The following is a 22941-nucleotide window of genomic DNA, read 5'->3' as shown; positions in this document are numbered from 1 at the left end:
GAACAAGCTACCGGGTATGCGCGAAAACGAAACGTCTGCGTCAACGGATGCGGACCAGCGTGAAGTGGCCGATGCCGGTCGCGTCCGAATGGACGGTCCAGGTGTCCGGACCGTCGCCCGGTCCGGAGTCGTACAGCAGTCGATACACCGGCGAGAGCGGTTCGCGGTCACGGTCGAACCACAGGTAGTTGACTTCGAGCAGGGCCGACCCCACCGGGCCGGATGCGGACAACCGCTCCTCGAGCAGTTCTGCGACACGGCCGCGGTCGGAGAACGCGTCGACGATTCGGCATTCGCAGAAGTACGCGAGTGTGCCGATCTCACCCGGTGACCGAACCGCGGCGGTTCCCACCCGACGGCCCAGTTCGGTACCGACGCGGGCGTAGTCCTGGGCGCTCGCCCAGTTGCCGAATATCACCGGCGAGCGCCACGGCACACCCCGCTGCACCTCGACCATCGCGGTGGCGACGACGAGCCCGGCGACCGCGCTCAGCAGTCCGAGCGCGATGACCGGTCGCGGCCGACCATCGACGCCACGGTCACCGTCCGGTTCTCCACGCCGATGACCCCACCAGGCGCCGAGCGCGAGGACGCCGCACATCGCCAACGCCGTCAACGGCGCCACGTAGTACCAGTGGTACGGCCCGACGCCGAGCAGCACGTAGGCGCCGTAGTACGCCACTCCCCCAGCACCGAGTCCGGCGACCACTCCCAGTGCGGGGCGGTCGGCCGCCACGAGCCGGACGATCACCGCAGCGAGCAGCGCGACCACGCCCAGGCCCGCCGGCACAACGGCCAGCAGGACAGGGACGCCCACACCTTCGAGGTACATGCCGATGCCGGTGGTGTACGTCCACGGGTCGAACAGGCCGTCCTGCGACTGTTTGATCACCAACGTGTCGGGCACGGCCGAGCCGAACGCCACCCAACTCAGCACATGCCAGGGCAGCGCAACCGCGACCATCGCCACGAACGCCTGCCACCAGCGGCGCCCGACCGCGCGAGCTGTCGCGACCGCGAACATGACGACCACGAACACGGCCAGGTCGAGCCGCACGAGCACCGCCAGCCCCGCGAAGACACCGAACCACACCGCACGCCGCTCGACCGTGGCTGCCGCGAGGCCCGCCAACGCCGCCGGGATCAGCAGTACCTCGAGGCCGATCGCCGACAGCACGAATGGATTGACCACGACAACGGCCACCCCCAGGAGAGCCACCGGCGCCGGGAACCGCAACTGGGCCGCCAACCGTGCCCACGCCCACCCGAGCGCCGCCGTCGCGCCCACCGTGACAAGTCCGAGCGCCACGATCGGCTGCGCATCTCCGAACAGCCCGGTGATCGCGGTACCGAGCGCCAACAGGATGACGTTCAACGGCGACGTGGCCGAGTTGCTCACGACGCCCGGGATGATGCCCCATGTGCCGTGTTCAGCGAGGTTCCTGGCATAGGTGAGCGTGATGTACGCGTCGTCGGTCAGACTCGCCCTCGTGAACAGGAAGACCAGCAGCCCGCCAACCGCGGACATCCCGACGATCATCGCTGTGCGCCTGCGACCTGCCATGACTTACTTCCACTGTTCGCCGTAACCAAGTCCCATGTTTGCAGGTCATGGGCGTTACTCCGCGGAGTGACATGACTCTTTACAGTGCCGGGTTGTGACCGCATCCGCGACGGCACCCCGCCGAACCGTCCCGAGGGGTTTCGCACGTCGTCTCTCCGCGACGGTGCTCGGACTGCTGTCCGCGCTCGCATCGGTCGTCTTCGTTCTGGCGCCCGTGGACCAGGTCACGACCACGTACGAGTGGCCGTCCGACACCCCCGAAGACACGACACTCCCCCTGCTGCCGTACAGCCCGCAGCAGATGGACGTCACCCTCTCCTGCGCCGACGCGCTCGCCCTCGGTAGCGGCACTCTCCTGTCGACGACAGGGCCCGGTGGCGACCAGGCCTCACCGAACGGCCTTTCAGTGCGGGTATCGGACGGGCGGATCACGGCCACCCTCGGGCAGACACAGCTGGCGACCGCGCCCATTACCGACACCTGTCGGTGGCGAATCGTCTCGGATGCATCGGGAACCACGGCGTTCGCCGACGGACGCGAACAGGGACGCACGACGGAACGACCCGCAGTCAACGGCCTGTTCACCGATGTCTCGGAGGCAGCCGAGCTGCAAGTGAGTGTCACCCCGGATACGCGATACGTCTCGGACCCGAGCGCCGTGAAGATCGCGGCCGGCGTCGTCTCGGTGACGTCGCTCGTCGCGATGCTGCTCGCGCTCCGGAAACGGGAGCCGTGCCGCCCGAGGCTGCTGCCACCGGGGTGGGCGCGTCCTCGACCGGCGGACGGCATCGTTGCGGCAACGCTCGTCGTGTGGGCTGTCATCGGCGCCGCCACTGTCGACGACGGCTACATCGTGACGATGATCTTGTCGTCGGCCGATACCGGCTTCGTAGGCAACTACATGCGCTGGTTCAACGCCCCGGAAGCGCCGTTCAGCTGGTTCTACGAGCTGTACCGGCCATGGGTGGAGATCAGCACGACCACGTTGTGGCTGCGCCTGCCATCGCTGTTGGTGTGCCTCGTGTCGTGGCTCCTGATCGATCGTGTCCTGCTCCCACGGTTCGCCAAGGGACGACCGGTGTTGGCGCACTGGGCCGCGGCAGCGGTTTTCCTGCTCTGGACCATCCAGTTCGGCATCGGCCTGCGGCCGGAGCCCTGGGTCATGCTCGGTTCGCTGGCCACGTTGGCTCTCGTGGAACGGGGCGTGACGACCCGCCGGCTGTCGCTCCTCGCATGTGCCGTCATCGCCGCAGGCGCGACAACCGCCCTCACACCGACCGGCATCGCCGTTTTCCTGCAGCTGCTCGTAGCACTGCCAGCGGCTTGGCCGACGTTGCGCGCGCACGGTCCGCAGGCAATCGCTGTCCTGCTCGGCGCAGGTACGTCGGTATTGCTGCTGATGTTCTACGGCCAGCCGCTCGACACGGTCCTGCATGCCATTGAGGTGCGCACCGAGATCGGCCCGAGTTACGGCATCACCGGCGAAGGACGACGCTACGAGTGGCTGTTCGATCCGCTGCAGGGAGGATTGAACCGACGGCTCCCGGTACTGCTGTTGTGGTTCGCCATGGCCGTCCTGGCGGTGCTGCTCGTGCTGAGACGTACGCCGAAACTGGCGAAGGCACCGACCCGACGGCTCCTGATCGCATCGCTGCTGTATTTCGCGGCGCTCGCACTGACTCCGACGAAGTACACCCATCATTTCGGTGCTCTCGCAGGCGTGGCGACGCTGCTGGTCGCCGTGGTGGTGCACGCGATCGCGCGAGGCGCGTTGCGGCGCAGCTGGCAGTTGTCGCTGATGTGCGTCGCGTTGGCGGTGGCCGTGTGGGTGGGCATCGACGCTCCGTTGCGGTGGTGGTTTCTCGGTGGGCTGAACGTGAAATGGTCGGAGGTGCCACCAGGAGTAGCAGGAATCGATGCCGCAGACCTGGCGTTGACAGCCGGGATCGTGGTGGCGGTGGCCGGGCTCGCGGGAGCATGGCGATGGCTCCGAACGCCGGCTTTGTTCGTCCCTGTCGTTGCTTTCGGTGTGGTGATCGTCGAGGTCGGCACGATGGCGTATGCCCTGGTTCCGCGTTCGGAGACTTACACCACGGGTGCCGCGAACGTGGCCGCACTGGCGGGCGCACCATGCGGCATCGAAAGATGGCTCGAGGTCGAACCGGATGTGGCCGCAGGCATGCTGCCCACTTCCGGTTCCGCCGATGTGGACGGATTCACCACGAACGGCTTCTTTCCACGAAACGGCCTACTCGAACCGTACGGGAGCGCGGAAGCGCCCGTATGGCACAGCGGTGGCCGACGGGGTAAGGTCACGACGCCCTGGTATCATCTACCCACAGGAAGCGAGGGCCCCGCTGCACCTCCGGTGGTGGTACCCGCTCGCGGCGCTGGTGCCGTCTCGGCAACCGTGGAGTTCGCCGACGAGGCCGGACGAATCCTGTCCTCCCAGGAAGTTCCTCTCACTCCGATTTGGACTGAGGAACGTTTCGACCCGCCAACCGCCGCGATGGTGCGACTGAAACTGGTCGACGAACGTTCGGCCAACGGCTGGATCGCAGCAGGCGTGCCACGTCTACCAAAAACCGTTCCTTCGACTGAACTCGTGCCCGCATCGGAACCCGTCATCCTGGACTGGGTGGGCGCATTCACGATGCCGTGCCGACGCCCGCCCTCCGTGGCCGACGGGACCGTCGATCCGGTTCGCTATCGTTTCGCATCCGGCCCATCAATCCGCGACATCGGCAGCGTGTCCTATATGGCAAGCCAAGGTGGGCCGTACGCACCACTGATGCAATTGGCGACGGAGACGGCCGTACCGACATACCTCCGCGGTGACAAGCTTTCCGAACCGATCAGTGTGTTCCGGCTCGACTACCCTGCTTCGAACCGGAGCCTCCGGATGCTCCGAACGCCGCGCTAGAACCCTGTTCAGAACGGCATCGGCTCGCGCGCCGCCTGCGCTTCCGTGCACGTCGGCCACCGACGCCGCCGTTCGGGCCGTTCCCGTCGAGCACGGCATGACGACGTTCTCCACTCGAAACGCCGTCGCACAGCTCTACGGGAGGGCGACTGGTATGCCGCGCCCCGCGCGGTGTCGTGATGTGAAGGGTGCCGTCAGGCTCGAGCTCGAACTGCCAACCAGCCGTGTGTTTGACGACGTGGTGGTGTCGGCACAACCCGATGAGATTCGCCGCGCACGTCGGCCCGTCACAGCCGTGCGGAGTGACGTGGTCCAGATCGACATACTCAGCCGGCCGATGACAACCGGGAAAACGGCATTCCCGGTCACGCACCTTCACGTAGTCCGCCACCGCCTTGCTCGGCCGATATCGCTTCCGCCCGACGTCGAGCGGCGTTCCGGTGAGAGGATCGGTCACAACCCTCCGCCACGTGGACGTGGGGTCCTCGGCGATCTGGCGAGCAACGGGCGCCGGTATCGGGCCGTGCCCTGCAAGCTCTGCGGGATTGTCGGCTAGCCCCATCAGTGTCGGCAGGTCGATGTGCACGTAGATCTCCGCCCTACCGGATCCGGCATGATCGCCCGAACGCCCGATCACACACTCGGCGAGCGTGTCGGCGCGCAGCTGATCCATGGTCCGCGGGTCGCCACGGTTCCGCGCCGACCTGGCCATCCGATCGAGACTTGCATACGTCGCCGATGCCACCTCTGCGGGCAGACTTGCAGTAACGGTAGCCATCGCGTCCTCGCGGTGGAGGATCTGGACCTTCCGGTCCTCACGTCGTCGAGCCGCCCGTACGGCTGCGCCATCCGGGTCAACTTTGTGTACTGCCCGGTACGCGATGCGTCTGATTGAACCGGCGTCACGACCTTCGAGTTTGCCGGCAATCATCTCGTCGACCCTGCCGGCCGAATCTCCGTCCAGCACGGTGGTCTGATCGACGACCTTCGTGGCCTTCGGCAAATCAATGTCACCACCGGACAGTGCTCGCAACGTATATGGCAACCGTGTGGCGAGTTGCCGCGCCCATGCGAGTTCCCGACGCACAACGTGCTCGGACTCTGCTACGGCAACGGCCAACTCAGCCGTGACCTGTTCACCGTCACCAACCCCCGAATCGGCGGCGACGGCCGCGAGCTCGCGTACGTACTCGGCTTGAACTTGCGCGATCCGTCTTCGTGCGCGAACAACACTGTCGAGATTCATGCGTCCCCCTTCGTTCAAAGCTGTTTGCGACAGTACTCAGATATCCGGAAATATGTCAAACATAAGTTCGATACACACGATCGTGCTATGGCCAAGCAAGACTGACACCGGTTGAATCGCGAGCGGGGCCGAGTTCGGCAACTCGAGCCTCGTAGGCCGGCTCGCCGGGCTGATCGACCACGTATACAACGCGCCACCGACAGAACCGAACCACAGCGGGCACCGGACATGTCGGCGACCTGCTGACAAAGACCCGAACGCCGCTCGTCCACGGCGTGACCCGGCAACGGCTGACCCACCAACAGCAGTGCAGATCAATCGCCACGAACAGGAGTGACCATGGAAGCACTGAGAACCGACTCGGGCCGACAACCCTCGCAGCGGATGGAGCGGTGCTCCAACGCAGGCAAGGCCGCCGGCACTGGCGGCCCCAGCGTAACCCACCTCAGTGCCGCTCGGCAGCCGTCCGACTTTCGGTCGTCGAAGCAGCTCGCCTCCGGTCTCATGAAGATCCGCAGACCGATGTTGGTTCGCCTACCCGGTCACCCCAAGAAGGAAAGACCACCGGGCGCGGACCCGCACCAGGCGATCAACGTACGGCGATCACCACGTACGGGCCGACATCGCGCTTCTCGAACCGCGATGACTCGAACAGCGACGGTTCGAACGTGACCTTGCGGCCGAGAGCAGCCGTCTTCCTCGGGAAGGTGTCGTATTTGACGGTATAGAAGTAGTTGTCGTCCTCGCCCTTCTTGAGCACGACCATGGTCGGCGCACCGAACGGGCCGTCATGCATCCGCCGGTACAGCTCCTGCGGGCTGCCGGACGCAGCCCACGTGTCGATCTCTGCCGCACGTTCGTCGTGCCGCGACAAGGGATTCGTGTAGTGCGGCCGATGGTCGTGGAACAACCAGAACGGCCGGAACACAAGCATGTGATGTTGTTCCGAGAGAACCGTCTCGCGTTCCGCAGTGCCCGTACCGAGTTCGTCGACTGCGGCCAGCAACTTGCCGCTCCAGATTCCCTCGTCTTCTTCCTCGCCGGGAATGTGGTGTCGACTCTCGGGGGTCCTGCCGTTCGGGTAGTAATCCGAGAGCGCGGATTCGAAGCCATCGCTCATCGGGCCTCGAAGACTGTCCTGCAGAACCCCCACGCTCAAAGCGATCGCCACGACGGCGACGGCGGCCGTGATCTGGGTTCGCCATTCATGCCACCGGCGCAGACCCCAGCCCAGCATGTCCGTCGTCGCGAACACACCCGCAACTGCCAGCGTGACGTTCAGCGTCACGTTGAACCTGAACGCCAGCAACGTCGTGTCGAACGCCAATACCAATGTGGAGAGCACGTACCACAGATAGACCGCACCGGCCGTCACCAACGCAACGAGAGCGACCCGATGAGCACGCACCCGCACGACCGACCATGCCAGCCCTGCCAAGCACAACAGGCCAATCGGGCCATTGGGTTTGAACGGCATGGGGAAGTACGCACTCGTCTCCGGGAGATAGCGCGCAGCGACGTTCTCAGCCCCCAAGCCTCCGCCGAACAGGTAGGGCGCCCACACGACGAGCATCAGAGCGACCGACACGACGGCCACGAGCGCTACTCGGACGACCAGACCCCGGACGACCTCGCCGCGAGACGCGCCCGCCCGCACTCGCAACACACCCGCGATGATCGCGAGCAGAACTACCAACATCGCGCCGAACGCCAGGTGCAGGGTGTACGTCATCGCGCACACACCCAGATAGATCCCGGTCAGTACGAGTGGCCAACGCGGTTTCTCCCGGTTTCGCAGCGCGTTCCACGTCAGGACCAATACCGGGAGCAGCCATGCCGTGGTCGGCCACGCGTACGGTTCGCCGACGCCCGGCACGTACAGGCCCATCAGCAATGTGCCCAGGCTCGCCAGCACCGCCATCCGCCGACGCACCACGAACCGCCACAGCACGAACGTCACGGTCGCGACGACAGCGATCGTCGTGATGGAGAACGGCTTGTACGCCTCCCAACCCTGCAGATCGAAAAGGTTGGCGAAGCGCCCACCGAGCCAGAACCAGCCCGCCGGGTAGAACGGCGGAAGCCCCTCGTAGTTGAAGTCGGCGAGCCCCCACCCGGAGGCCATCCGCTCCATGTACCGGAGACGGAACTCGTTGTCCCCGGTCGTACCTCCCAGGTAGTAGCGGGTCGACAGCAACGGCAGCGCGAGCGTCAACGTCGCCAACGTAGCCAGGCCGCCGGTAACACCCGCGAACTTGACCCACCACGGCGCTGTGACCACCCGCCGCACGGCGAGTCCGTCGACGAGACACACGATGAGCCCGGCGCCGATCAACGACAACAGGGCGTTGGGAACGTACGTGTCGGGAACCAGGTTGGGCGCGCTGTTCACGGCGAACTGCAGGAACAGGCTGATCGCCGTGGCCCCGACGATGGCGGTCACGAGTTCGGCGGCCGCACGGCCGAGACCGGGGAGTGGCACCGGCGGTACGTGGCTCCAACGACGACCGGAATCGTCACCGGCAACCTGGGGGTCCGCGTTCGAAGCGGCGGGCTCTGGGTACGTCACGGTGGCGTCATCCGTCGCGGAAATCGGGGTGGCCCGGAATTACAGGTAGTACCAGAGGATGAGCATGACCACCCACGTACCGCCGAGGATCTGAAGCACGCGGTCGTGAAGTGCGATCTCCTCGGGTTCGCCGGCGTTGCCGCTGTCGACATCCACGGCGTAGCGCAGCACGGCGACGACGAACGGCACCAGCGAGATGACGCTCCAGATCGAGCCCGGATCGACCTGCTGCTGTTCGAACGCCCACAGCGAGTACGACATGATCAGGATCGCTGCCGACGTCGCCCACACGAACCGCAGATAGCTCGCCGAGTACTTCTTCAGCGAGGAACGGATCTTGGCCCCGGTACGCTCGTAGAGTTTGATCTCGGCGTAGCGCTTGCCCGCGACCATGAACAGCGAACCGAACGCCGTCACCAGCAGGAACCACTGCGACAGCGCGATGCCCGTGCCAACGCCGCCCGCGATCACGCGCATGAGGAAGCCCGAGCCGACGATCGCGAGGTCCACGACCGGCTGGTGCTTGAGTCCAAAGCAGTAACCCAGCTGCACGGCCATGTAGACGGCCAACACCACGAGCAGCTGCCACGAGGCGAGCAGGCTCAGCGCGCACCCGGCAGCGAAGAACACCACCGAGGCGATGTACGCCGCAGGGACCGGAACGATGCCGGCAGCAATGGGCCGTTTGCATTTCGTCGGGTGTGCCCGGTCCGCCTCGACGTCGATCGCGTCGTTGACCAGGTACACCGCCGATGCGACGAAGGAGAACGCGACGAAGGCAATCAGCGCGTCCAGCAGGACGCCACCGGTGGCGATCTCACCGGCCGTGAACGGCGCGGCCAGAACGAGCACGTTCTTGACCCACTGCCGTGGCCGCGCGGTCTTCAGCAGCCCGGTGACGATGTTCCCGGAAGCGCCGGCTTCCTGGCCGGTGGTCTGTTCGCTCGACACGGTCGCCTCCGCCTGGCCTGCCTCGGCCTGTCGGGTCGTCTCACTCATCGTGAGCTCCGGTTGCGATTCAGCTTGCGACGCACGAACCCGCCGACGACGCCACCGAGCGCAGCGCCGGCGAGAACGTCGGTCGGGTAATGGACGCCGAGCACGAGCCGCGACGCGAGCATCGGCGGCACGAGCGCGGGCACGACGTTGCGCCCGGTGAGTCCCGAGTAGAGGACAGCCGCGGCCGTGGTCGACGTGGCATGCGACGACGGGAAACTGAGCTTGCTGGGCGTGCCCACGCCCACCCGCACGCTCGGATGATCGGGCCGCGGACGACGCACCACCCGCTTGACGGCGATGGAGGCCGCGTGAGCACCGACGATCCCCGCTGCCGCGGTGACCCAGTCCTTCCGGCGCCGCTTGTCGACCCCCGCGCCCACCAGCGCCAACGCGAACCACCCGGCACTGTGCTCGCCGAAGTGGGACATGCCGCGTGCGATCTTCACCGTCGTCGGGTTGACGATCCTGTCCTGTACGGCGGCGAGGACGGCGACCTCACCGGCAGCCGGCGACCCGGGCGTCGCACCGACGGCGTCGGCATCGCCGACGGTGGCGCCGGTGTCAAGATCGGTGTCGGCGGTGGTGGTGCCTGCTAGAGCGGGGTCCTTCTCAAGCATCGATGGAACCGTCCAGAGGGGCGCCGTCGGTCAGATGCGGAGCGATCTTGTTGTCGAACATCGACAGCGCCGACCCGATCGCCATGTGCATGTCGAGGTACTTGTAAGTACCGAGACGGCCGCCGAAGAGCACGTTGCGCTGGTTGGCCTCGGCCTTGGCGAGCTCGCGGTAGCGCTCGAGCTTCTCCCGGTCGTCGGGGGTGTTGATCGGGTAGTACGGCTCGTCGTCCTCGTTGGCGAAGCGCGAGTACTCCCGCACGATGACCGTCTTGTCCTTCGGGTATCGGTCCTCGCGCTCGGGGTGGAAGTGCCGGAACTCGTGGATCCGGGTGTAGGGCACTTCCTGGTCGTTGTAGTTCATCACCGGCGTGCCCTGGTAATCGCCCGTCGGCACGACCTCCTGCTCGAAGTCGAGCGTGCGCCAGCCGAGGCGCCCCTCCGAGTAGCCGAAGTACAGGTCGAGCGGCCCGGTGTAGACGGTCGGCGTGTCCGCGGGGATCTGGTCGCGCACGTCGAAGTAGTCGACGTTCAGCCGCACCTCGATGTTCGGGTGCTCGGCCATCTTCTCGAGCCAAGCGGTGTAGCCGTCGACAGGCAGGCCCTCGAAGGTGTCGTTGAAGTACCGGTTGTTGAACGTGTAGCGCACCGGAAGCCGCGCGATGTTGCCAGCGGGCAGTTCCTTGGGGTCGGTCTGCCACTGCTTAGCGGTGTACCCGCGCACGAATGCCTCGTAGAGCGGCCGGCCGATCAGGGAAATGGCCTTCTCTTCGAGGTTCTGCGCGTCGGAGGTTTCGATTTCGCTCGCCTGCTCGGCGATGAGTTCGCGCGCCTCGTCCGGGGAATGGGACTTTCCGAAGAACTGGTTGATCAAGCCCAGATTCATCGGGAAGCTGTAGACCTGTCCCTGATACTTCGCGAAGACCCGGTGTTGGTAATCCGTGAAGTCGGTGAACTGGTTGACGTAGTCCCAGACCCGCTTGTTGGACGTGTGGAACAGGTGGGCGCCGTAGGTGTGCACCTCGATACCGGTCTCCGGCTCGGGTTCGGAGTAGGCGTTGCCGCCGATGTGGTGCCTGCGCTCGAGCACGAGGACTCGCTTGCCGAGCTGGCTGGCCACTCGTTCGGCCACTGTGAGGCCGAAGAATCCGGAGCCGACAACGACCAGGTCATACCCGTCGAAACCGGCATTTCCGTTGCTGGGAGTTTCCGTAAACGCGCTCACGGTGCAAAAGGCTACCGACGCGCCACGACCCTCGTGCGGCGAGGCTCCCCCGTCCCCGTTCGGGACTTCCCATTTACGGCTCTCACCTGGCCGCCTACCCGCCGCACGAGGGTCCGCGCTCCAACACCCCCGGGATGACCACGTGTGATGCGTGTGTGGTCAGCGCCGTACGTCAGTTCCGACGGAACGTCGTCGTTTCCGGTTCCACCGGCTCGACATTCCCCACGTGCTTTCACCCGGCCGAGCTACGAGTCGTGGGAACCCGGCGGCTCACTCGGACGCGGGACGTTCCTGCAGGCCGGGCAGCACGTCGTCGGCGACCTCCTCGAGCACGACCTCGCGTCCCTGATACGGGCTGGAGCTACGCGGCCAGTGCGCCACGACGTCGGTGAACCCCAGCTCGGCGGCTCGTCCTGCGGCGTCGACGAACGCTTCCTTGCTGGTCAGCGAGTACACCGGTGCGGCGTCGAGGCTGAGGTGCCGTTCCAGCGTCGCCGGGTCGCGTTCCGCCGCCGCGAGCTCGTCGTCCAGGCGCGCGGACAGCTCGGCCACGCCCTTCCACCACGATTCGAGTTCGTCGGAGTTTCGCCCCGTGGTCAACCAGGCGTCACCGGTCGCGGCGGCGAAGCGGATCGTGCGCGGCCCGTTGGCGGCGATCACGAGCGGCGGACGCGGATGCTGCACCGCGCCGGGCAGGTTCCGCGCGCCCTGCACCGTGTAGTACTCGCCGGAGTGGTCGAACCCGTCGACCCGCAGCAGACCGTCGAGCACGGTCGTGAACTCGATGAACCGGTCTGCACGCTGCCCGGCCGTGAGCTCCTGCTCACCGAACACGGTCGCGTCGTAGCCGAGGCCTCCCGCGCCGACACCGAGGACGAACCGGCCGTCCGACAGGTCGTCGAGCGTGATCACTTCGCGCATCAGTGGCAGCGGGTGCCGGAAGTTCGGCGAGGTCACGAACGTGCCCAGCCGGATGTGCGACGTCACCGTCGCGGCGGCGGTCAACGTCGGAACGGCGCCGAACCACGGCCCGTCGACCAGGTTTCGCCACCCGAGGTGGTCGTAGGTCCAGGCGTGGTCGAAGCCGTACTCCTCTGCGGCCCGCCACTTCGGCTCAGCCGCCCACCAGCGGTCCTCGGGAAGGATCACAATGCCAACGCGCACGGCGCCACACGCTATCGGCCAACGGCCTCGCTGTCGTGGGTGCCCACTCCGGGCGACGTTCCGGGCGTGTCGTCCCCGCGCACAGCACCGCGCACAGCCCAGTGCCGCCCGCCGGCGCTCCGTCGCCCCCACGCCGTTCCGTCGTCCCCACGGCGCTCCGTCGTCCCCACGCCGTTCCCGGGCAGCGCACTACCGTGCCGCGCTCTACCCTGTCCACTCCACGGCGCTCTGTCGTCCCCGATCGCCGCGCTGTGCCTCGCGCACCGCGCGGTACGGACACCGCGCTACGGGGCGGTGCGCTACGAGGCAGTGCGCTACGTGCGCACGATCGACCGGCGTCGTCCGAGGGGATGTCGTATGGAACACGGCGGACCTGTCACGGGGCTCTGGAACACTGGAATCGTGGAGAGACCGAGCCTCATCGCATCCGATGTCGACGGCACGCTGCTGTCGACGGCCACGCACCTGAGCCCTCGCACGGTCGACGTGGTCGACAGCGCAGTCGCTGCGGGCGTGCCGGTGGTGCTCGTGTCTGGACGTCCGCCGCGGTGGATCCCGGAGGTCGCCGAACAGGCGGGCCTCGACGGATACGCCGTGTGCGCCAACGGCGCCGTGCTGTACGACATCGGCGCCGACCGCGTGGTCGACGTCCACGGGCTGATGGACCCCGCACAGCTGGCGACCGTCGCCGACGCCCTCGAGCACGCGCTGCCCGGATGCACGCTCGGCGCGGAGCGGATCGGCACCCACGCCGTGGACGATGACATGCGCAACTTCGTGATCGAGTCCGGCTACCACAATCCGTGGGGCGACGGCGAGGGCTCGCAGGCCTCCCGCGCCGAAGTGCTCGGCCACGCGGCGGTGAAGCTGCTGGTCAGCCACCCCAAGATGACGTCGGACGCCATGGCGAAGGCCGCGCGCGAGGTCCTCGATTCGCACGTCGACGTCACGTTCTCGTCCGGTGCCGGGCTCATCGAGCTGGCCGCACACGGCGTCACGAAGGCCACCGGGATCGCCGCGGTCGCCCGACGCAACGGACTCGACGCGGACGCCACGATCGCGTTCGGCGACATGCCCAACGACGTCGAGATGTTGCGGTGGGCGGGACACGGTGTCGCGGTGGCGAACGCACACCCGGCCGTGCTCGACGTCGCCGACGAGGTCACGGCGCCGCACTACGAGGACGGTGTCGCTCAGGTCCTCGAACGCTGGTTCTGACCCCGCGCTCGGCCGCACGCCCGCATCAGCAGGGTTTGGCGGTGAACCGCGGGTCGGCGGTGAGCCGTTCGGTCAGCAGATCGGCCTGCGGCCGGTGCAGGTACAGCTCCACCCACCGGCCCCCTGTCGCCTCGCCTCCGGCGCGGCGGAACGGCACGACCTCGTAAGGACCGGCGTACTCGGTGCGGATCCGGCACGTCCGGCTCGGCAGGTACCCACCTGCTGCGTCGACGACCACGGCGGGCATGCGGTCGCGCACGACGTAGGCGTGGTCCCCGGGGTTACGTGCCAGGTGTGCGTCGGTGGTTCCACTGGGGTCGACGACGTACAGCTGCGGGCCCGCCGCGGCTGCGAGCGCTCCCGCGGGCACGGCGCTGACGACCGTGCCGCCGGTGAGGCGTTCGCCGAGCCAGTCGCCGATCTCGTCCAGCTGGTCTTCGACGGTTCGCAGTTCCTGCATCGCGGGCAGGGTCCTGGTCATCCCGAGAGTCAGTGACAACCCGGCGAGCACCACGGCGACGACGGCGACGCCGCGTCCGGTCGGCACCTGTCCGGCGCCGGCACCGCCCGGTGCAGCCCCTTCTGACGTCGTGTTCGGACCGCCAGCCGGTGCCGACCCGTCGGCCGGCGTCCCGGCCAACGCGAATCCGCTCGCCGCGGCGACGGTGAGCAGCACCGGGACGGCCGCCAGCAGTTCCCACGCGGGCAGGGTCCCGCCGCCGATCGCGATCGCGTACGCGGTTTCGGCCAGGGCGAGCGCCAACAGCAGCCACGCGTACGTCGCTCCGGGCAGTCGACGGCGATAGCTCAGCAGGCCGATCGTCACGGCCGCGACCAGCAGAAAGGCCTGGTAGGTGAGCGCGAAGTCGGTGACGTAGGTCCACCCCGCCTCGAACCGGCCGACCAGGGAATCGCTGGCGCGGACGAGGCGGGCGACGACCGCTGTGGGGACGCTGTCGCCGTAGTAGGTCATGCGCCAGGCCGCCCACGGCACGAGCAGCACCGCAGCGCCGGCGACGTACACGGCGGGTGACGGCCGCGGCATACGACCGCGCACCGCGGCGATCACCAGCCACACGCACGCGACCACGGCGACGACCACGCCGTCGAGGCGCGTCATCACCGCGAGCGAGGCGACGAGGCCCGCCAGCACGATATGGCCGGTGACCAGCGTGTAGACGAGCGTCAGCACGAGCAACACGAACAGCGGCGTGGCGAGTCCGGACGGCCCGTAGGCGGCGAGCGCGCCGGTCGCTGCGGTGACCACGGCAGCGGCGACGGCGAACGCGGGTGCCCGGCCGGACCAGCGCAGGATCCGTCCGGTGAGCACGTACGCGACGAGTACGCAGCCGAGTGCGCAGACGATGCCGAGGGTCACGGCGACCGGTTCGACCTCGGCACCCGTGATCGCGCGGACCAGCGCCAGGAGCACGATCCACGCGAAGTCGGTGTAGCCCTCGACGGGTTCGCCCGGGTTGAACACCGGCCCGTAGCCGTCGGCGATGTTGCGTGCGTAGCGGAAGCCGACGTGGGCCTCGTCGGGCACCGTGCCGTAGGCGAGCTGGTGCGCCAGCGACGCGACCACCGTGACCGCGAGCGTGACGAGGCGCCAGCCGCGATGGTCGCTCAGCCGATGCCACACCGCGACGAGCAGCACCGCGAGACCCACCCACAGTGCCACCACCACGCCTGTGGCGATCATGGCGCGACCACCCCATCCCCGCCGAAGCCGAACGACCGGCCGAGCAGACAACGTACCGAGACCGGACGGCCGACTCGGCGGGCACCCGCCGGGTGCCGAGCGGCGCCGCCGGCCGACGCTACGGCTCGAGACTCTCGAGCATCGAGAACGTTTCTTCGACCAGGTCCTCGAACGGTTCCGGTAGTCGGTGCCGTGCCCGTATTCGATCAATGCGATGGGCTCGTGCACCAGTGGGCGCAGGCACCCGTGTGCCGCCGCTCACGGCGCCGGTGGTGATGTTGCTGCTCACGCTGGCTCTGGCCGTTGCGGGCACGGCGGCGTTCGCCAGGCGTGATCTCGCCACCGCGTGAGGAACCCGACTCCGAGCGGACACGTGATCGCCGCACGAGAGGCGTTACCGTCGTCGGCCATGCGACGGGTTGTGGTGATCGGCGGCGGCATTCTCGGACTCGCCGTTGCGCGCGAGCTGACCGGACGCGGCGACGAGGTGACCCTGATCGAGAAGGAACACCGCTGGGCCGCACATCAGACGGGCAACAACTCGAACGTCGTCCACGCGGGTCTGTACTACAAGCCGGGCTCGCACAAGGCGCGAATGTCGGTGGCCGGCAACCGGTCGATCCTCGCGTTCGCCCGCGAACACGGGGTCCCCGCCGAGGTTTGCGGAAAGCTCGTCGTCGCCACCCAGCCGTCCGAACGCGCGCCGCTGCACGTACTCGCCGAACGGGCGGAGGCCAACGGCGTCCCCGCCCGGCTGATCGGCCCTGCGGAGGCACGCGAGTACGAACCCGAGGTGGCGTGCGTCGAGGCGCTGCGGGTCGAGACAACCGGCATCATCGACTTCCCCGCCGTGTGCGAAACGCTCGCACGGCTGTCGACGGCCGCAGGTGCCGACCTGCGACTCGGCACGCGCGCGGTGGCGATCCGGCCGCGCACGGGCGGAGGTGTCGACATCGCGACCGAGACGGCGACCGACGGCGCCGAAGTGACCGACACGCTCCGCGCGGACGTGCTCGTCAACTGCGCGGGCCTGCACGCCGACCGGGTCGCCGAGCTCTCCGGAGTGCACCCGCGGGCTCGGATCGTCCCGTTCCGCGGCGAGTACTACGAGCTGAGCCCGGGCGCGCGGCACCTCGTGCGCGGGTTGATCTACCCGGTGCCGGATCCGTCGCTGCCGTTCCTCGGCGTGCACCTCACGCGGATGCTCGACGGAAGTGTCCACGCCGGACCCAACGCGGTGCTGGCGCTGCGCCGCGAGGGCTACCGGTGGCGGGACGTCTCACCGCGCGACGTCGCCGACGTGGCGCGGTTCGCGGGTGCGTGGCGACTGGCCCGGCGGTACGCGTTCCCGGTGGGATTCGACGAGGTGCGGCGATCACTGTCCCGGAAACGGTTCGCACGGAGCCTGGCGGGGCTCGTGCCCGCGGTCCGGCCTGACGACATCACCCGCCACGGCGCGGGTGTGCGCGCACAGGCGGTGCTGCCGGACGGCTCGCTCGCCGACGACTTCCTCATCGACCGCGCACCCGGTCAGGTGCACGTGCTCAACGCCCCGTCCCCTGCGGCCACGAGCGCCCTCGAAATCGCCCGTCACGTCGCCGACGCCACCCCGGACTGAACCTGCGCCGGACTCCGGCGCCGCGGTTCCCGGCCGGTTCGCCGAGAGCCGAAAACTCGCGGGAAAGTTTTCTGCGTTTTAACGCACCCGCAGCCTGTGCGGCCCTACCGTGAAATCTGTGTCCGAAGACTGCATGATCCGGCCGGTCGAGCCCGCAACCACGGGCATCGGCCTCGTGGCGCCGTTCGACTTCGCCCTCGACCGCGAGCTGTGGCGTTGGCTGCCCGCCCACGTCGACCTGTACGCCACGCGCCTGCCCCACCTGCCGGATCCGGTGTCGGTGGAGCTGGCGACCGCGCTCAGCGATCCTCGCGGCGTCCGCAACGCCACCCGCGACATCCTCGCGCCGGAACCGAGTTCCGTGGCCTACTCGTGCAGTTCGGGAAGCTTCATCGACGGTGCCGCAGGCGAGGCCGCGATCGTCGCCGCGATGTTCGACGCCGGTGCGCCCGCCGCCGTCACCACGTCGGGCGCCATGGTCGCGGCGCTCACGGAGCTCGGCGCCCGCCGCGTCGCACTGGTCACGCCGTACGTCGACGCCATCACCGACAAGCTCGTCGACTTCCTCGCCGCGTTCGGCATCGCCACGACCGCCCGGTACGACCTCGGCCTCAGCGGCGGGATCTGGAAGACGTCGTACGCCGAGGTCCGAACTGCAGTGTCCGCTGTCGACACCAGCGGAGCGGACGCGGTGTTCATCGCGTGCACCAACGTGCCGACCTACGACCTCATCGCTCCGCTCGAGGCGCAGCTCGAAGTGCCCGTACTCACGGCCAACCAGGTGACGATGTGGGCGGCCATGCGCGACGCCGGGATCACCGGCGTCGACGCCCCCGGCTCCCTATTCGCCGACCGGGGAGAGGACCTCACGGCCGCCTAGGAACGGGCGCATCGCCTCCGGCACGCGCACGGAACCGTCGGCGAGCTGGTGGTTCTCCAGGATCGCCACGAGCCACCGAGTCGTTGCGAGCGTGCCGTTGAGCGTGGCCACGGTCTGCGGCTTGCCGCCTGCGTCGCGGTAGCGCACGCCGAGCCTGCGGGCCTGGAACGTCGTGCAGTTCGACGTCGACGTCAGTTCCCGGTACGTCTCCTGCGTCGGAACCCACGCCTCGCAGTCGTACTTGCGCGCCGCGCTCGTGCCGAGGTCGCCGGCCGCGGTGTCGATCACGCGGTACGGCACCTCGATCTTGGCGAGCATGTCCTCCTCGAACGCCAACAGCTTCTCGTGCTCGGCCTCGGCGTCGTCGGGTTTGCAGTAGACGAACATCTCGATCTTGTCGAACTGGTGCACGCGGAGGATGCCGCGCGTGTCCTTGCCGTACGACCCTGCCTCGCGGCGGAAACACGTGGACCAGCCCGCGTACCGCTTCGCGCCCGCGCCGAGGTCGATGATCTCGTCGGCGTGGTACCCGGCCAGCGGCACCTCCGACGTGCCGACGAGATACAGGTCGTCGGCACCGAGGTTGTAGACCTCGTCCGCGTGGGCGCCGAGGAACCCGGTGCCGCCCATGATCTCCGGGCGCACGAGAACCGGCGGCACCATGAGCTCGAAGCCGGTCGCGCCGGCCTGCGCGGCGGCCATGTTCAGCAGCGCGAGCTGCAGCTGGGCGCCGACCCCGGTCAGGAAGTAGAAGCGGGCGCCCGAGACCTTGGCACCCCGCTCCATGTCGATCGCGCCGAGACGCTCGCCGAGGTCGAGGTGATCGCGCGGGGTGAAGTCGAACTCGCGCGGGGTGCCGACGTGCTTGAGCACCTCGAAGTCGTCCTCGCCACCCGCGGGGACGCCGTCGATGATCAGGTTCGGCACCGTGCGGTGGAGCTGCTCGAACTCGTCACTCGCGCGGGACTGCTCGACTTCGGCCTCCTTGACCTGCGCGGCGAGCTCCTTACCCTTCGCCAGCAGCGCCTCCCGTTCGTCACCGGAGGCCTTGCCGATCTGCTTGCCGAGCGCCTTGTGTTCGGCGCGCAGCTGGTCGGCGGTCGCGATCGCGGACCTGCGTTCGGCGTCCAGGGACAGCAGCCGGTCGACGACGCCCTGGTCCTCGCCGCGGGCTCGCTGCGAGGCGCGTACCTGGTCCGGGTCTTCGCGCAGAATCCTGAGGTCGATCACACAGGGATCCTAACCGCCACCGACCTGCAACTGACTGGTTGCGCCAACGCGCAGTTCGTGCAACTCTGAAGTTGCACGAACCGACGGAAGGAAAGCCCATGGACACGGACCCGATCGAACGAGAGATCCTGATCGACGCCCCGCCCGAGCGCGTGTGGGCCGAGCTCATCGAATTCTTCTGGGTCAACGCCCGCGGCGGCGCACTGACCGTCGTGCCGGGCGCGAGGCTGGTCACCCGCGACGAACACGACCACGAGTACCCGATCGTCATCGAGCGCGCCGATCCCCACAGCCTGCTCTCGTACCGCTGGGCCAGCGCCTATCCCGGTCGTGAACCCGGGGCGGGAAACTCCACGCTCGTCGAGTTCACGCTCACCGAGGAAGCGGGCCGCACCCGGCTGCAGGTCACCGAAAGCGGCTTCGCCACCCTGCCGGAGCAGGACGGACGGCAGGCGTTCCAGGACAACACCGGAGGCTGGGATTGGGTTCTCGACCGACTGACGACGGCGACGACGGCGGCGTGACGGACCCCGGGACAGACGCGGTACTGGGTGCGCTCGCCGACCCCACGCGGCGCGCACTGCTCGACGCGCTCGCCGCTCGCGGGCAGGCGAGCGCGTCGGTGCTGGCCGCGGACCTGCCCGTCTCGCGGCAGGCGATCGTCAAACACCTCGGGGTACTGAGCGAGGCCGGCCTCGTCGAACCCGAACGCAGCGGCCGCGAGGTGCGCTACACCGTCCGTTCGGAGTCACTCGCCGCCACGGCGAGTTGGATGTCCGCACTGGCCGACCGGTGGGATCGCCGACTGCGGACGATCAAGCGCGCGGCCGAACAGCAGTGACGCGACAGCCCACGCGCGGGCCGGACCACGCGGTCGGCGGCAGGTTCGCCGAGGCGGCGCCCCACACGAGACAGCCGTCTCGCGCCGGTGCCGTCGAGGCGTGGTCACCGGGTGACGCGTGGGGGCAACCCGGCCCTGCAACGCAGGGCACGGGCGCCGTCGGCGAGGGTCCGGGGCAGGGAGACGGGCGGGAGCAACACGGGCGCCGGAACGCAGAACACGCGGTGCCGAGTGCAGAACACGCGGTGCCGAGTGCAGGACACGCGGTGTCGAGCGCGGACTATAGGGAGCGGACGAACGTCGCGATCTCGCTCGCGAGCGCCGGTCCGCCGTCCTCCTGGAGGAAGTGACCCGCGTCGGTGATCGTCGGGTGGTTGCGGTTCTCCGCACCCGGGAGGCGCTCGAGCACGGGGCGCATGCCCGCGGTGATCGGGTCACTGTCGGAGAACGCCACGAGCATCGGGATCGACAGCTTGCCGAGCGCGGCGCGCGCCGCCCGGTTCGCCTCCGTGGCCGGGTCGTCCGGCGTGGTCGGCACGAGCGACGGCATCGCCCGCGGACCGGCCTTGTACATCTCGTTCGGGAACGGCGCGTCGTAGGCGGCCCGCTCCGGTTCGGTCAGCTTCGTGACACAGCCGGACTGCACGAAGCGGCCGATGTCGAGCACCTGCGCCTTCTCGACGGCGTCGTGGAACGACCACCAGACGTCGGGCATGCCCTCGTCACCGGTCGGCAGTCCCGTGTTGGCCGCCACCACGCCCGCGAACCGCTCCGGGTGCTCGGCGACGAGGCGCAGGCCGATCAACCCGCCCCAGTCCTGGCCGACGATCGTGACGTCGCGCAGGTCGAGCGCGTCGAACGCGAACGCGCGCATCCACTCGACGTGCGCGGCGTAGGTGTGGTCGGCGACGTCGGCGGGCTTGTCCGAACGACCGAAGCCGACGAGGTCGGGTGCGATCGCACGCAGCCCTGCGTCGGCGAGCACCGGCAACATCTTCCGGTACAGGTACGACCAGCTCGGCTCGCCGTGCAGCAGCAGCACGACCGGGCCGTCGGCGGGACCCGCCTCGACGTACCCGATGCGGACGATGCCGGTCTCCGGGCTGTCGATCTCGGCGTAACGCTCGGGGAAGTCGAAGCCGGGGAGGTTCTCGAAACGATCATCTGGGGTCCGCAATAGCCGCACGCCGCCACCGTAGCGCGTCAGGTGCACCTGACAAGCCCGCGAAACGATCACGCGACGGTCCGGTCACGAGACTGCATCCGCGGCGCCGGTGGCGGCGTCCGGCGCGGCGGGACCGCTACGAGATGGCGACGGCCACCACGAGGCCGAGCGCCAGGTGAGCGGCCGCGACGACGAGGCTCGCGGGGGCGAACCGCTCGCTCTCGATGGTCGACCGGACGTCGATGCGGGTCGCGAACTCGAGCACGCGCACCGCGGCGACCTGCACGACGATTCCGACGAACCCGAACACCAGCGACATGATCAGTCCCTCGGCGAGGTCGCCGGTGGAGGCCCAGATGGCGACGACGACGATGAATGCCATCGACAGCAGCCCCGAGGCGGTGACGATCACGGCGTTCGGCAGGCCGCGGCGCACCAGCTCCGACAGTTTGCCGGGCGTGGTGAAGTCGATCGCGTAGAAGCCGATGAACATCAGCAGCAGGCCGACGATCGCGTACAGGGCGATCGCCCCGATGCCCCAGGCGATGTTCCCGAAGAAGCCTTCGGACAGTGCGACGTTCACGTGGAACTCTCCCTTGCTCAGTTTTCGAAAGCGGTGGCGTCCGGCCGGTGCCGGGGGGCCGGCGGTCGCCGGCCGGGCGCGGTCACCCACCGGACACGGAGTCGGTCGAACACGGTGCCAGCCGGCTCCGCGTGCAATCGGACGCGGTATCGGCTGCGGGTACATTTCGGACGCGGTGCCAGCCGGTGCCCGGCGCCGGTCCGCGGTCATCGGTCTGCGGTCATCGGTCTGCGGTCATTCCGGGATGCGGTGCGGGACGAACGCGGCACCGTCGTCGGTGACGAGCCCCGCGGTCTCACGGATGCCGAGTCCCGCCGCGTTGTCGCCGACGATCCAGGCGCCCATCGCAGGGCGGAAACCGTCGAACTCGGGCAGCGGGTCGAACGCCTGGAACGTGTAGCCCTCGGCGCCGTAGACGCCCGCGGTCTCGGTCTCGTAGCCGGGCGCGACGATCTGCACGTTCGCACCCTCCCTGCCGAGCTTGGGCTTGCGCACGTACTCGGTGAGCAGACCGGGCTGGTCGTTGAACGCGGGCAGCAGGTTCGGATGCCCCGGATAGTTCTCCCAGAGGATGCCGAGCAGCGCCTTGTTGGACAGCAGGGTCTTCCACAGCGGTTCGACCCACAGTGTCTGCGGCAATGATTCGGCGGCGTACCTGCCGAACTCCTCCTCGACGATCCATTCCCACGGGTAGTTCTTCACGACCGTGCCTATGGGCGCCTCCTCGAGGTCGACGAATCGCTTCAGCAGCGGATCCCAGCCGATCTCCTCGATGGCGAGCGCGACCGTGTCGAGACCGGCCTCGGCGGCGGTCTCCTGCAGGTACGTCGTGGTGATGTGGTCCTCACCGCTGGTGTCGGCGCTCGACCACGTGAAGTGCACTTCCTTCGACGGCAGCAGCCCGCCGACGTGCTGCCAGCGTTCGATGAGCTGTTCGTGCAGCGAGTTCCACTGGTCGGCGTCGGGGAAGACCTCGGTCTTCCAGTGCCACTGCAGGATCGCCGCCTCGAGCAGCGAACTCGGCGTGTCGGCGTTGTACTCCAGCAGTTTGGCGGGGCCGCGGCCGTCGTAGCGCAGGTCGAACCGGCCGTACAGGTGCGGATCCTGCCGCTTCCACGACTCGGCGATGTACGGCCACAGCCATTCGGGCAACCCGAACTCGCGGTACCGCTCCGTGGTCACCACGTGGTCGACGGCGTCGAGGCACATCGAGTGGAGCAGCTCGATGTCGGCCTCGAGCGCGAGCACCTCCTCCATGGGGATGACGTAGTGCACCGACTCGTCCCAGTAGGGCCGGGCCTTGCCGTCGCCGTAGCGGGCCGGGGTGCCGAACACGAGCCCCTGCTGCTCGACGGTCTGCTGCCAGTTCGGGCGGGGTGCTGAGGTGGATCGCCGCACGG

At 68.3% G+C, this 22941-nt stretch carries 18 protein-coding genes; 6 read left to right on the top strand and 12 right to left on the bottom strand.

Annotated features, from left to right (window positions below; all coding sequences use genetic code 11):
* Positions 1 to 40: 40 nt before the first annotated feature.
* A complete protein-coding gene (locus tag LY40_RS08745) occupies positions 41 to 1528 on the bottom strand; it encodes a hypothetical protein (protein WP_258936493.1) in 1488 nt (495 codons plus the stop codon).
* A 130-nt stretch (positions 1529 to 1658) separates the two neighbouring features.
* Between LY40_RS08745 and LY40_RS08740 the strand changes: the two genes are divergently transcribed.
* Positions 1659 to 4487: an arabinosyltransferase domain-containing protein gene (locus LY40_RS08740; RefSeq protein ID WP_258936492.1), complete on the top strand. Its 2829-nt coding sequence runs from the start codon at positions 1659 to 1661 to the stop codon at positions 4485 to 4487.
* Here the strand turns inward: LY40_RS08740 and LY40_RS08735 are convergent.
* From LY40_RS08735 to LY40_RS08710, 6 genes are all read right to left on the bottom strand, one after another.
* Positions 4420 to 5733: an HNH endonuclease signature motif containing protein gene (locus tag LY40_RS08735; protein ID WP_258936491.1), complete on the bottom strand. Its 1314-nt coding sequence runs from the start codon at positions 5731 to 5733 to the stop codon at positions 4420 to 4422. The two genes, LY40_RS08740 and LY40_RS08735, sit on opposite strands and share 68 nt — an antisense overlap.
* Positions 5734 to 6322: 589 nt before the next feature.
* A complete protein-coding gene (locus LY40_RS26370; RefSeq protein WP_258936490.1) occupies positions 6323 to 8215 on the bottom strand; it encodes an arabinofuranosyltransferase in 1893 nt (630 codons plus the stop codon).
* Positions 8216 to 8341: 126 nt separating this feature from the next.
* Positions 8342 to 9301, bottom strand: coding sequence for a decaprenyl-phosphate phosphoribosyltransferase (locus LY40_RS08725; RefSeq protein ID WP_183780494.1), 960 nt, complete (start codon positions 9299 to 9301; stop codon positions 8342 to 8344).
* On the bottom strand, positions 9298 to 9918 hold the full coding sequence (locus tag LY40_RS08720; protein ID WP_183780513.1) for a phosphatase PAP2 family protein: 621 nt from the start codon (positions 9916 to 9918) through the stop codon (positions 9298 to 9300). The genes LY40_RS08725 and LY40_RS08720 overlap by 4 nt, the downstream gene beginning before the upstream one ends.
* Positions 9911 to 11140 carry a UDP-galactopyranose mutase gene (gene glf / locus LY40_RS08715; RefSeq protein ID WP_183780516.1) on the bottom strand — a complete coding sequence of 410 codons (1230 nt, stop codon included), beginning with the start codon at positions 11138 to 11140 and terminating at the stop codon, positions 9911 to 9913. The genes LY40_RS08720 and glf overlap by 8 nt, the downstream gene beginning before the upstream one ends.
* A gap of 270 nt (positions 11141 to 11410) precedes the next feature.
* The gene (locus LY40_RS08710) at positions 11411 to 12304 is read right to left on the bottom strand and encodes an LLM class flavin-dependent oxidoreductase (RefSeq protein WP_258936489.1); all 894 of its coding nucleotides are present in this window, start codon (positions 12302 to 12304) and stop codon (positions 11411 to 11413) included.
* Positions 12305 to 12706: 402 nt separating this feature from the next.
* Between LY40_RS08710 and LY40_RS08705 the strand changes: the two genes are divergently transcribed.
* Positions 12707 to 13522 (top strand): HAD family hydrolase, encoded by an 816-nt coding sequence (locus LY40_RS08705; protein WP_183780519.1) that lies wholly within the window; start codon positions 12707 to 12709, stop codon positions 13520 to 13522.
* Positions 13523 to 13547: 25 nt separating this feature from the next.
* Here LY40_RS08705 and LY40_RS08700 read toward each other — a convergent pair whose 3' ends face one another.
* On the bottom strand, positions 13548 to 15224 hold the full coding sequence (locus LY40_RS08700; protein ID WP_183780522.1) for a DUF8728 domain-containing protein: 1677 nt from the start codon (positions 15222 to 15224) through the stop codon (positions 13548 to 13550).
* 409 nt (positions 15225 to 15633) lie between these two features.
* On the opposite strand from LY40_RS08700, the gene lhgD reads away from it, so the two are divergent.
* Entirely contained in the window at positions 15634 to 16842 is a 1209-nt protein-coding gene (gene lhgD, locus LY40_RS08695; protein ID WP_258936488.1) for an L-2-hydroxyglutarate dehydrogenase, read from the top strand.
* A gap of 133 nt (positions 16843 to 16975) precedes the next feature.
* On the top strand, positions 16976 to 17722 hold the full coding sequence (locus LY40_RS08690; protein WP_258936753.1) for a maleate cis-trans isomerase family protein: 747 nt from the start codon (positions 16976 to 16978) through the stop codon (positions 17720 to 17722).
* Here LY40_RS08690 and serS read toward each other — a convergent pair.
* Positions 17684 to 18952, bottom strand: coding sequence for a serine--tRNA ligase (gene serS, locus LY40_RS08685; RefSeq protein ID WP_258936487.1), 1269 nt, complete (start codon positions 18950 to 18952; stop codon positions 17684 to 17686). The two genes, LY40_RS08690 and serS, sit on opposite strands and share 39 nt — an antisense overlap.
* A 98-nt stretch (positions 18953 to 19050) precedes the next feature.
* Between serS and LY40_RS08680 the strand changes: the two genes are divergently transcribed.
* Positions 19051 to 19476: an SRPBCC domain-containing protein gene (locus tag LY40_RS08680; RefSeq protein ID WP_258936486.1), complete on the top strand. Its 426-nt coding sequence runs from the start codon at positions 19051 to 19053 to the stop codon at positions 19474 to 19476.
* A complete protein-coding gene (locus tag LY40_RS08675) occupies positions 19473 to 19793 on the top strand; it encodes an ArsR/SmtB family transcription factor (protein ID WP_258936485.1) in 321 nt (106 codons plus the stop codon). Before LY40_RS08680 ends, LY40_RS08675 begins: the two co-directional genes overlap by 4 nt.
* A gap of 280 nt (positions 19794 to 20073) precedes the next feature.
* Here LY40_RS08675 and LY40_RS08670 read toward each other — a convergent pair whose 3' ends face one another.
* From LY40_RS08670 to LY40_RS08660, 3 genes are all read right to left on the bottom strand, one after another.
* Positions 20074 to 20979 (bottom strand): haloalkane dehalogenase, encoded by a 906-nt coding sequence (locus LY40_RS08670; protein WP_183780534.1) that lies wholly within the window; start codon positions 20977 to 20979, stop codon positions 20074 to 20076.
* A gap of 115 nt (positions 20980 to 21094) precedes the next feature.
* Positions 21095 to 21541 carry a DUF350 domain-containing protein gene (locus LY40_RS08665; RefSeq protein WP_183780535.1) on the bottom strand — a complete coding sequence of 149 codons (447 nt, stop codon included), beginning with the start codon at positions 21539 to 21541 and terminating at the stop codon, positions 21095 to 21097.
* A 234-nt stretch (positions 21542 to 21775) separates the two neighbouring features.
* On the bottom strand, positions 21776 to 22939 hold the full coding sequence (locus tag LY40_RS08660; protein WP_258936484.1) for a glutathionylspermidine synthase family protein: 1164 nt from the start codon (positions 22937 to 22939) through the stop codon (positions 21776 to 21778).
* Between the last annotated feature and the right edge of the window lie 2 nt (positions 22940 to 22941).

Origin of the sequence: Prauserella salsuginis, from assembly GCF_024648885.1 — a bacterium.
Taxonomy (GTDB): domain Bacteria; phylum Actinomycetota; class Actinomycetes; order Mycobacteriales; family Pseudonocardiaceae; genus Prauserella; species Prauserella salsuginis.
This window is presented reverse-complemented; position numbering and strand designations above follow the sequence as displayed.